We start from the raw sequence: 12,247 nt of genomic DNA, 5'->3' as shown, positions 1-12,247 counted from the left end.
TTATATTCGATCATATTTGTAAATTTGTACCTATATCAGATTAAAAATGAAATCACTACCACTATATATCACACTGCTTTTTTTTGCGATTGTAACATGTTTAACTTCTTGTGTACGAGAAGACGATGAACCAGCTTTAGCAAAGATTTCTGTTTCCAGACTTTATATTTCTTTTTCCGAATTTCAATTGGATGAATCTCGGCCTCCCTACAATAATATTGATATCATTGATCGTGCTGATACTTTAACTTTCGAACCTGCTTTATCTTATAATTCAGGAATAAAAGGTGGTGCCGGAATATCCTTTAGCCCAATTGCAAAGTTTATTTTTCAAAGCAGTGCTAATGGTGCTGGCTCGGTAAATGATACAAGTATTCAAGTCATGTCTGTAAATGCAAAGACAGGAGCTCCTGCTTATAAAGGCTTAATTTCAAATGGTTTATTGAGAAATGTGACGGGATTAGCTTATCATTATAATAAGGGTTCTGAAAATCTGTACGTGTCTAATCTTGGTGCTGGATCCAATCCTTCACATATTTACTTATTTCAAAAGCCTGGAAATTTCAGAGGAAAAGCTAAAAGATCTCAGGAAATAGCCTTAGGAACACTTACTCCTTGGACGATGGCTTTTAAGAACACCGAAGATAATGCCGATTTATTAATGTCAGTCACAGGGGAGAAGAGAGGAATAGCCATATTTCGAGATATATTGAGAAAAAATCTTCCTGCAGATTCAGTTTTAACAGCAACTCAATTTCCACCAAAAGCGGTTTTAACGATCGCAAATCAGGGTGAAGTGAGAGGATTTAGTTATTCGGCACGCCAAGATTTATTGGCGGTAGCCTGTTATACAGCAGGAACTGAAGGAAACGCAAAAGTTGGTCGGATCTTATTGTTTGAAAAAGCTTCTTCGTTATTATCGGCCACAGGTGATCGTGCAATTGAACCCACACGTATTATTACAGGTAGCGCAACTGGTTTAGTAAGACCATTGGATGTTGCGATAGACAATCGCGATGGAGCAAAATACCTTTATGTAGCCGATGGAGATACGAAAATTGTTTCCCGTTTCTTAATTAATGATACAGGCAATGTAGCTCCAAATAAGATCAAACAATATACATTGACCCCCGTTGCCTTATCATTGGATGCAAGAGGACCAGGAGAAGATTTATAATCTACTAATCTTCTAAGAGTTTAAAGAGTATTTCGACTTCTTGTTTCTTACTGGCACTTTCATTTTGTTCATAAGCCGTGACAAGATTGCGTAATACTCTTTTTAGTATCGTTACATTGTCACAAGGCATCATAAATTCTTTTGATAATGGAAGATTAAGCTGTTTCAGAAATGAAATCACATCAGCCTTCTGCATCACTTGCCCCTTATTAAAAGCGTTTAGATAAAATAATAAGTGATCCTCAGTTTGGTTCTCAGCTAAATAAGATAGAATAAAATGTTTAGGCAGGTTAATGCCAAAAATCGGGATATCTAATTTTTGAGCAACGATGCTATAAATACAAGAAAGTGTTAACGGATTTCCCTTTTTGGATTCCAATACCCTTCCAATAAATGAATTTTGAGGATTATGATAGTCATTTGTATTTCCTGAAAGACCAAATTTTTCAAATAAAACATAATTCATCAAGGATACTTTTTCATAAGGAGTCATTTCATAGCGCAGTTCCATCCATATCTCTCGTTTTAGCTCCTCTATGGTGATGCGTATGAGATTATTATTGTAAGAAGGGTATTGGTAGCTGTTAATAATCAATAAGCCCTCTAGGAGGTTAAATGAGTTGCTCATTTTCCAAACTAAAAGCTCACTCTTCGTTTGATCAAATTGTATCGCGTGGATAATTTTTTCTAACCGCTCTTGGATATAAGGATCAAATGCCGATTCCCAATATTCTTCAAGAGAGGGAATGATATCAGGACCTAAACTTAAGAGCTTATTTTCAATTTCCTCAGCAATAAGTTGATCCGGATCATCCAATAGGTGTACCAAAGCCTGTAATTCTTTTTCTTCCATATACAAATTTAATAAAAATCCCTGCGATATGCCAAATGATGCATATGCAGGGATATATTTAGGTATATGGTTAAAAAATTACTTTAATTGACCATCCAGCATGTGAATGGTTCTTTTCCCATAAGTGGCATTTTTTTCAGAGTGTGTCACCTGAATGATGGTGACCCCTTCGGCATTGAGCTGTTGAAATAATTCCATGATTTCTTCCCCTTGTTTGGAATTTAGATTACCGGTGGGTTCATCAGCCAATAGGAGAGAAGGAGAACCCGCCAAAGCTCTAGCAATTCCTACAATTTGTTGCTGTCCCCCAGATAATTGTGATGGAAATAAATCTTTTTTTCCTACGATGTTAAAACGATCTAATAAATCGCTGACGATAGATTTACGTTCAGACGAAGATTTGTTTTTATAGATTAGTGGTGTTTCAATATTTTCATATACGGTCATCTCATCCAGTAAATGATAAGATTGAAAGACATATCCCATATGCGATTGAAAAAGTTGTGTTCTTTTCTTCTGTTTAAGATCCAAGACATTTTCACCTTGAAAGAAGTACTCTCCCTCATCTGGAGCATCGAGCATACCGATGATGTTCAACAACGTTGATTTTCCAGAACCCGATGGTCCCATGATGGAAATAAAGTCTCCTTCTTCAATAGTTAGACTCACATCTTTAAGTACAAATGAACGAGTACTTCCAACATTATACCATTTAAATAAGTGCTTTAACTGTATCATTTTATCTATCTTTTCGTTGGTTATTTTTAATTGTTAACAATGCCAAAAGCATTTTTTATACTTACTAATAAGTTCTTGTTTTATCGCGATTTCAGTCGGTACTTAGGTCAACACATGACATCATGTATACCCTATTCATTTCTTAGACTATCTATCGGGTTAGCTTTTGCTGCTCGTATAGTTTGGTAGCCGATGGAAATACAAATGATAATGAAAATAATTGCCAGGGCAATCGTGAAGTACCACCATTGCAGTTCAATTCGGTAAGCGAAATTTTCCAACCATTTATTAAGGATCAAATAAGTCAGTGGAATAGAGACTAATCCACCAATAACAAAAAGTTGAAAAAAGGGCTTATTCAGCTGTATGAAAATCGTCTTGACAGAAGCACCTAAAACTTTGCGTACACTCATTTCCTTTTTACGTACGGTTACTTGACAAGCAGCCATACTAAAAAGACCAAGAGCGGCAATGATAACCGCTAAAAAAGTAAAGCTATTAAAAGCAGTCTGCATTTCTTCTTGCTTTTTGTACAACAAAGCATATTGTTGATCCATAAAAGCATATTCAAGAGGCAGTGACTTTGTCGATGGATTTTGTTGCCATTCTTTTTTTACGATCTCAATAGCCTGATCAACTTTTCCTTTGATCGCTTTTACCATTAATGTGCCCTGAGGTCTGACTGTTCCACATTCATTTTTATAAGAGTAGACAGTCGGTTTAACATTATTCTCAAAGCCGTAGGCTTTTGTATCTTTTACTACCGCGACGATTTGAAAATTCACATCACAGCCTGCTATCTGAGCCCCGATAGGTTGATCTACATTTAAGGATGCTGCTGCGGATTCATTGATCACAGCATAGTGTGACGATGAGTCCTGAAGAAGTTGTTTGATTGAAATAGGGATATCTCCTTTTAGTATAGCTATATTCAACGTATTAAAATAATTTTTATCAATTCCGATATGTTCCAGATCAAGTTGCTTGTGATTATGTTTAAATTGTACTGTTAGTGGAAGCTCTGCCTCTCCAGGTATATTTGTAGCCGAAGCTACTGATAAGATACTGGGATTTTGCTCCAGCCTTTCCTTTAAGTTTTGGTAAGTACCATCCAATTTATTATCATAATACATCCCCAAGCCCTTAAAATTGATGACTTGCTCAGGTTCGAATCCTTTATCCGTGGTTTGGATATAGTTGATTTGACTATGTATGACAATCATCCCGCTGATAAAAAGTAATGCTACACTGATTTGAAAGACCAACAAACTGCTTTGGAGCATACTTTTGCCCTGAGTGTGATTAAGTTTCCCTTTTAGCAAATGAACAGATTTGAATCCCGAAAGAACAAAGGCAGGATAAATACCGGATAAACAGGTTGTACCCACGATTCCGATGGACAGATATAATAGCGTATCCTGATTTAATATATATTGTTTCAAGTCGTCATTAAACCATTTTTGTAATATATTTCCTGTTATATTCAGGATCATAAAGCTACAGGCAGCCGCGATAAAGGTGAGTATAAACACCTCTAAAAGTAATTGACGAATAATAGCCCAACGAGAACTCCCTAAAATCTTTTTTAATGCCAGTTCTTTGATTCTTCGATCAGCCTGTGCAATGATCATATTGGCAAAATTAGCTGAAGCTAAAATCAGGATAATAATGGATATACTTCCGATTATCCAGAGCATCAGATAAGGGGTATTGCTACCCGTTTTAGGTCTTAAATGCAAATGAGATAAAGGATCTAAGTAAATTTCACCTTTCATCAAAGTCGGAGGTTGTACTTTTGAAGCGATTTTGTCTTGGTAGAGGGCATCGATTTTTTTAACCAATTCAGGAATATTTGTTCCATCTTTTACCTGAATATATGTTTGGTATGAAAAAGGGTTTTCGCCAGCAAACACATCCTCAGGTTCCTTTATAACAAGTAGATCATGATCAATCAAAGAAAGACCATTATCTTTACTTATTCCATAAATAAATTCATGTTGATCCAGCTGTAAACTTAAAACAGGAATGGATTTGGGAGTATCAAAATTTAGATCACCTTTTTTGAATATTTTTTGTGCAACAGTCTCCTTTACTAAGGTAGCTTCATTTTGTATTTTACTTCTGTATAAGCTGCCCGTCTTATTTTCTACTTGAAAAATATGTGCAGCTGCCGAATCTATCACTGCAGCATTTTTAACCAATACCGTATTTTCACCAAATAGCGGATAAGTCCCAAAATTATAATTGATTTTTCGACCAGCGGTTACGATTTCTGGTAGGCTTTCTTTTAGTAAAGGAGCAAGCATGACGTTTGTTTCATCCGAAAAACCACCTTTATCCGTTAGTCCAACCAAATAGATTTGATCATAATTCGGATTCCATTTATCATAACTTGTTTCTCTATTAATATATTGATAGGATAAGAGAAAACCAGTAAAGCCTAACATCAATCCAAATGTATTTAACAAGGAAAAAGCCTTGTTCTTATAAAGGCTCCGCCATGCAATTTTGATTTCATTTAAGATCATATGTCGCTTATTTTTTTATAATTAAAAATGAAATTTGCGTCTTTATTCTATAAATAAAAGAATACAATTGCTTTGCCATTTTAATTACAATCTAATTATCAGTATGTTATTGTTTCTATACCTGTTGTTACTGTTCAATATCGAACAGTAAACGTTCAGTTATGGACAACGTGTTTTTACGAATTGAAAACATCTCTCCGTCCAACAGAAGATCCATTAGTTGCGCTTAACTATTCATTTCTTAAGCTATCCACTGGGTTAGTACGGATCACTTTTATTGTTTGGAAACTAATCGTCAATAAGGCGATCAAAATGGCAGATCCTCCAGCAACAATAAAATATACCCAATTGATATTAATTCTGTAATTAAAATCAGCAAGCCATTGGTTCATTGCCCACCAAGCGATTGGTATGGCAATGACAATGGCGACAAACACCAGTTTTATGAAATCCTCTGACAGTAATTTTAACAAGCTCATATGGCTCGCTCCAAGCACTTTTCTAATACCTATTTCTTTAGTCCGCTGTTGAGTAATATAGGTTACCAAACCAAATAAACCCAGTGAAGCGATAAAAATAGCAACTACAGCAAAGCAGGTGAACATATTTTTTGTCCGTTTTACATCTTGATATAAAGCTTCAAAACCTTCATCCATAAAACTGTAATTGATCTTTTGGTTTGGACTAAACTGATTCCAAACCTTGGTGATCGAAGCCAATGTTTCGTCCATGTGTTGAGGCTGTACTTTAATGGACAACAGAGAAGGGCTATCGCGCAACACCAAACCGATAGGAGCAATGCCCTCACCTTTTAAAGATTCAAAAATAAAATCATCGACCACACCTACAATCGTCCAGGTCTCCCCATTTGTGATTTTTGAGCCAATCGGATTTTTTATGCCCAGTTCTGCTATCATTTGTTTATTGACAATGATGCCCATACTATCCGAAGCCATTTCCGGATTAAAATTACGCCCTTCAATCAATTTAATTCCATAAGTGTCAAGATACTCTTCATCTATTCTCCAGAATTGCCCCTGTGTTGCCAAGTCTTGTTCTCGCTTCCCATCCAACCAAAAAGCATTACCATTTCTCTTCGCTCCATCGATCGGAACAGGCAAATAGTCGCCAATAGAAACATGGCTGACAGTAGGAAGGGTGTAAAGTTCACGTTTAAGTGGGCTTAATTTATCGTCGACAGCATTCAATCCACGAAGGACGATCACCTGAACTTTGCTAAACCCCAGATCTTTTTGAAGGATATATTGTATTTGTTGATTACTGATGAGTGCTCCAATAATTAAAATAATGGAGGTCGCAAATTGAAAAATGACCAAACCATTTCTCAGCGAGGGTTTGCGTACGTTACCGACTAATTTATTTTTTAATGCCGCGATAGGTCTAAAACCAGAAAGGTAGAGCGCAGGATAAATACCGGCTACAACACCGATGATAACAGTAGCAAGTACCAATGAAGGAATGAAATACCAGTTGAACCATGGCATCTGAATTGATTTATTAGCGATGTTATTGAAAAGTGGTAATAGCAGATTTGCTAAAAGAACACCTAAGAGTAAAGATAGAAAGCTATAGCTTAATGCTTCGATCATAAATTGACTGATCAAACTATTCCTGCTCGAACCAATAGTCTTACGAATACCTATTTCCTTTGCTCTATTTGTTGCATTAGCAGTTGATAAGTTGACAAAATTAATACCTGCAATCAACAAAATAAAAAAAGCTACCGCAGCAAAAGTCCATACCATACGAATATCACCACGATTCAATGTTGATACGCGATCATCTTCGATGTCTGCTGAATATAGGTGGATATCCAGCGCATTTTGAAGCTTGATTTTAATTTGATTCACGATAGGACCAACTTTTCTTCCAGCTTTGATCAATTCAGGAATATAATGTCCGGAGATGTAAGTTTTGAAAATTTCTTGCTCTGCGAGGCTGACATTTGTTTCAGGCTTCAATTTGATATAGATCGTATAATTATTGCTCGTCCATTTCTGCTGTTCACCTGGATAAAATGGTTCACCAGCCAGTGACATGAAAAAACCATAACCAGATAATGTAGAATGGCTAGGGATATCATCGATAACCCCTGTGATGGTGTAACTCTTGGATTTGTCATTGTTTAAATAGATCTGTTGTCCAATAGGATTTCCTTTAAAATATTTAATTGCCTTACTTTTTGTCAGAACCACGGTATTCGGTTTATCTAACGCATGTTGCAATTGACCGTATTGCATAGGAGAGGGAAACATGTCCAATATGGATTGATCGATATAAACAAATCCATCATCATAATGACTTTCAGGCAAACTATTAATAGTCAATTGATTGCTACCTGCACCGAATTGAGGATTAGGAAGCATACGTCCCGAACTTTCTATAGCAGGAATTTCATCTTTTAATGTGGCCGCACCAGGAGCAGAAAGAGATACCCATCGATTGATTTTATTACCTTCTGGTGCCTGAACAACAAGACGATAAACCCTCTCCATAGCAGGGTACAACTTATTGTAACCAGTTTCATGTTTAATATAGAGAACAATCAATAAACAGATAGCAATACCAAAAGCAAATCCACCAATTTTGATGCTGGAGTACAGTTTATTCTTTGTGATATTCCGCCAAGCGATTTTAAGATTATTTGTGAGCATAACAATAACATTTATTTATTAAGAGCATCATATCAAGATAATAATGCCTCATGCCTATGAAGACAATCGTGTTGCCAAAGTGTTATATGGTTATTTGTCAAACAGTTATGTGTTTTATTAGCAATTGGTGTTGTACGATTGCGAACAGTTTTCGTTCAGTATCGTACAACTGTTTAAAGTCAGCATATGGTCTACCATAGACTAAATGAATAGAGCTTTCCTACTCCTTAAAGTTCACGTCAATCCATTTAATAGTATATCACTTTGCTTATTATCCATCCATTATGGTCATGAATATGATAGAAGCCAATCGCAATTGGTCTCAATTTTACATTCTAATACCGATCACTGTCTTATAAAAAATGCCGACTATTCATGATTGAATAGCCGGCATAACATAAACATATTAGTCTCTTTTTACAAGAGATTTGAAACAAACATTAAACTCTTTTTTATTTTAGACACCCTTATTCATCACGCAGGCTATCTACAGGATTGGTACGAATAACCTTTAAAGTCTGGAAGCTGATGGTACCGATAGCAATAAGAATAGCTGACAAACCCGCTAATATAAAATATAACCAATTGATCTCTATTCGATAGTTAAAGTCTTGTAACCAAGTATTCATAGACCACCAAGAAATAGGAACTGCAATTACGATAGCAATAAATACTAATTTTATGAAGTTGCTGGAAAGCAGTTTCAAAAGACTTATACTACTTGCTCCGAGCACTTTGCGGATTCCGATCTCTTTTGTACGCTGTTGAGTGATATAAGTAGCGAGTCCAAATAACCCGAGTGATGCTATGAAAATAGCAATAAAGGCAAAGCTGGTGAAAATATTTTTTGTCCGTTCAACATCCTGATATAAACTTTCAAAACCTTCATCTAAAAAACTATAATTGATTTTTTGATTGGGAGAAAATTTATCCCATACTTTGGTGATCTGAGCAAGAGATTGATCCATGTGGCCAGCTTTAACTTTTATGGATAACAAAGAAGGGCTATTTCCAAGAGCTAAAGCGACTGGTCCAGATTCCTCCTTTAATGATTCAAATATAAAGTCGTCCACTACACCTATGATCGTCAAAACCTGACCATTATTGATTTTTGTTCCAATAGGATGAGCAATTCCCAATTGTTTCACAAGTGTTTTGTTCACAATAGTCGCAGAACTATCAGAAGCTAATGTGGGATTGAAATTGCGTCCTTCAGACAACCGCAATTCAAATGTGGATAAATAACTATCGTCAACAAGCCAGAATTGTGCACCTCTAGGAAGTTGTACATCTTTTTTATCATCAAGTGAAAAGGAGTTCCCATTTCGTTTCACACCATCGATAGGTACAGGCGAGTAATCTCCTATAGAAACATCAGCAACGGAAGGAAGAGATTTTAGTTCATTTTTTAAACTTCCCAAATCCTGGGATAACGTGCTGATTCCTCGTAATACGATGACCTGATCTTTGCTGAATCCTAGATCTTTATTCAAAATAAAATTGACCTGTTGATTGGCAACAAGTGCACTCACGATAAGAATAATAGAGGTCGCAAACTGAAAAGTGACAAGACCATTGCGTAACATAGAACTTCTTGGACTCGATTGCTGTTTGTTTTTTAATGCTGAAATGGGTTTGAAGCCAGATAGATAAAGAGCAGGATAAATACCCGCCAAGCTTCCAATAAATATGAAAGCAATGATCAGTGTTGGTATAAAATACCAGCTTAATAGTGGAATCTCCAAACTTTTGTTCGCAAGGTTGTTAAATAAAGGTAATAATATCCAAGCTAATAAAAGTCCTATGATCAAGGAGATTAAGCTATAGCATAGTGCTTCTACCATAAACTGGCGAATGAGGGATTTTCGGTCAGAACCTATGGTTTTACGAATTCCAATTTCTTTCGCCCTAGTCGCCGCATTTGCAGTGGAAAGGTTGACAAAATTGATGCAAGCGATCAGTAAGATAAAACCAGCAATAGATGCAAATGCCCATATCATTTTAATGTCTCCTCGATTGAGCGTAGACACTTTATCGTCACGAATACCTGAAGAATACAGATGGATATCAGATGCATGCTGTAAAGTCATTTTTAACTGATAAATGAAAGGTTTAATTGTACCACCTGCTTTCAATGTTTCTGGTATGAGATGGCCTTCTATGTACACCTTTTGAATGATATCTTGCGTATGTACTGGATCGCTATTTTTTTTCAGTTTCACATACACCGTATAGTTTGTGGCCATCCAATTATTTTGTTCGCCAGGATAAAAAGGCTCACCGGCTAAAGACATAAAAAATGTATAGCCATACAGCGTTGAATTCCTTGGAATATCATCAATGATAGCCGTTATCGTGTAGGGTTTCGATTTATCATTGTTGAGGTATATTTGTTGACCAACTGGATTATCCTTGAAATATTTGGCCGCTTTACTTTTTGTAATGACAATGGTATTGGGATTATCCAAGGCATGCACCAGTTGTCCATAGATAATTGGTGAAGGAAACATCTCTAAAATGGACTGGTCAATATAAACAAATCCATCGTCATAATAATTGTCAGGTTTAGAACCTAGGGTCAATTGATTCCCGCCCGCGCCAAAAAGTGGATTAGGCAATATACGACCAGTTTGTTCTACTGCTGGAACTTCATCTTTTATGGCTTGAGCAGAAGGAGCTGTCAAAGATAATCCCCTCATCACATCGTCCCCATTTGGAATTTGTGATACAATGCGATAGATCCGATCTACATTTGGATAAAATTTGTTATAGCTCGTTTCATGTTTAATATATAAAACAATGAGAATACAGATCGATACGCTAAACGCAAATCCACCAATTTTGATGATGGAATAGAGTTTATTCTTTGTGATATTCCGCCAAGCGATTTTAAGATTATTTCTGAACATAACAATTGTATTTTTCTAGGTAGCCCATTATATCATGATAATAAGGAGTCTATTATCATGAAAACAATTGCATTGCCAAATGTGCAAATATTTGTATATTAAGTTTTTATGTTTTTTTAACTGCTAAATCTTGTACGATAACGAACAGTTTACGTTCAATATCGTACAAATGTTTTAGTCCGCTATATGATTTAAGCTCAAAAATCATGTAGGACTTAAATCTGTCTTTAGGTACTGGCCATCGCTTCGATACGGTTAAATTGTATCTTTTAAACGTAGATCTTCACATAATCTAAGCATCATTTCATTCGGATCACTATCAATTGCTAGCGCAATGAGATACATTTCATCTAATCTTAATTTTGCCGTATCATTCATGGTGAGTTCGTTGATTCGTGCTTTACTTAATCCTGTCTTGCGCGATACCATTGATTTATTGACAGATTTTTTTGCTAGAATTTCTCCAAGTTTTGTCATACAGTATATTTATTTTTCTATTCATGTGTATAGCTAAATATATTAAATGTTGTTATTATATATACAAACATTTTGAATATTGCTAGTTATTCCTTTCTTTTGTATAGAATATCTATATAAATTGTAATTATGAAAAAGAAGCAATCTCCCCCAACAACTCAAGAGTACAAAATTCGGTGTAGTGAAATTGAAATCATCATTTTATACCGCATGATGCTACTCCGGACAGCAAAAAATCTATCTACAGAAGAAGTTTCATTTTTAATGGGAAAAGAAGATGACTTTATTGAAAAAATAGAAAGTTTCAAGATAAAGAGTATCTATGCCCATGATCTCTTCGTGTTTACACAGGTGTTAGATTATAATGCTGGCGTAGTTTATCCTAATTCTGTTGATGTTGATCATCAAAAGTTTAATTATAAGATGTTTAAAACTATTTGTAGTGATCGTGTGATTTATGAGCTCAAACAGCTGGATGAAAACAAAGAAGCTTTTAAAACCATTTTTTTGTTAATGGACTCCAGACATGATATTGATAGCTTTAGCAATTCAACCGCTAATGAAATAGAACAATTAAAGAATTTAATGGATAAGCTATTTGAGAAAGGATATTTTACACAAGAAAGACTCGCGTATGAAATATTATATAAATGTCAAGATGCAATTGATAGCTCTATAGCTCCTAAAAATCTGAAAGTTGTTTTACAAAATTATGTAGATAAGAAGGAAGAATATCATTTGGAACAAAGGATTTCAAGTAAAAAGAACTTTTCTGGCTTTGCTTATTTACAGGTATAACAGTTCACGAAAAGATAGAGAATTGAGCACTGTTTTTAAATTCAGGCTCGAAGTCATCTCAAAATCTTAAGCCTTACAAGCACAACATTTAT

At 35.5% G+C, this 12,247-nt stretch carries 8 protein-coding genes; 2 read left to right on the top strand and 6 right to left on the bottom strand.

All coding sequences use genetic code 11. The features are described 5' to 3' along the window. The first annotated feature begins 46 nt into the window (after positions 1 to 46). Complete coding sequence (locus tag C8N37_RS21065; protein WP_108160775.1) at positions 47 to 1,177, top strand: hypothetical protein; 1,131 nt, start codon at positions 47 to 49, stop codon at positions 1,175 to 1,177. Between the two features lie 4 nt (positions 1,178 to 1,181). Here the strand turns inward: C8N37_RS21065 and C8N37_RS21060 are convergent, their stop codons facing one another. The 6 genes from C8N37_RS21060 to C8N37_RS21035 all read right to left on the bottom strand — a co-directional run bounded on the left by C8N37_RS21060 (position 1,182) and on the right by C8N37_RS21035 (position 11,357). Continuing rightward, the gene (locus tag C8N37_RS21060) at positions 1,182 to 2,030 is read right to left on the bottom strand and encodes a transglutaminase-like domain-containing protein (RefSeq protein ID WP_108160774.1); all 849 of its coding nucleotides are present in this window, start codon (positions 2,028 to 2,030) and stop codon (positions 1,182 to 1,184) included. A gap of 78 nt (positions 2,031 to 2,108) precedes the next feature. Continuing rightward, positions 2,109 to 2,768 carry an ABC transporter ATP-binding protein gene (locus C8N37_RS21055; protein ID WP_108160773.1) on the bottom strand — a complete coding sequence of 220 codons (660 nt, stop codon included), beginning with the start codon at positions 2,766 to 2,768 and terminating at the stop codon, positions 2,109 to 2,111. A gap of 131 nt (positions 2,769 to 2,899) precedes the next feature. Then, the gene (locus C8N37_RS21050; RefSeq protein WP_108160772.1) at positions 2,900 to 5,296 is read right to left on the bottom strand and encodes an FtsX-like permease family protein; all 2,397 of its coding nucleotides are present in this window, start codon (positions 5,294 to 5,296) and stop codon (positions 2,900 to 2,902) included. Positions 5,297 to 5,526: 230 nt separating this feature from the next. Then, complete coding sequence (locus tag C8N37_RS21045; protein ID WP_108160771.1) at positions 5,527 to 7,971, bottom strand: ABC transporter permease; 2,445 nt, start codon at positions 7,969 to 7,971, stop codon at positions 5,527 to 5,529. A gap of 467 nt (positions 7,972 to 8,438) precedes the next feature. Then, positions 8,439 to 10,880, bottom strand: a complete 2,442-nt coding sequence (locus C8N37_RS21040) for an ABC transporter permease (RefSeq protein WP_108160770.1) — start codon at positions 10,878 to 10,880, stop codon at positions 8,439 to 8,441. A 255-nt stretch (positions 10,881 to 11,135) separates the two neighbouring features. Next, complete coding sequence (locus C8N37_RS21035; protein WP_108160769.1) at positions 11,136 to 11,357, bottom strand: helix-turn-helix domain-containing protein; 222 nt, start codon at positions 11,355 to 11,357, stop codon at positions 11,136 to 11,138. A 129-nt stretch (positions 11,358 to 11,486) separates the two neighbouring features. Here C8N37_RS21035 and C8N37_RS21030 point away from each other — a divergent pair, with 129 nt between their 5' ends. Then, positions 11,487 to 12,155, top strand: a complete 669-nt coding sequence (locus tag C8N37_RS21030; RefSeq protein ID WP_094772111.1) for a hypothetical protein — start codon at positions 11,487 to 11,489, stop codon at positions 12,153 to 12,155. Positions 12,156 to 12,247 lie beyond the last annotated feature (92 nt).

Origin of the sequence: Sphingobacterium faecium (assembly GCF_003054045.1) — a bacterium.
GTDB lineage: Bacteria > Bacteroidota > Bacteroidia > Sphingobacteriales > Sphingobacteriaceae > Sphingobacterium > Sphingobacterium faecium.
This window is presented reverse-complemented; position numbering and strand designations above follow the sequence as displayed.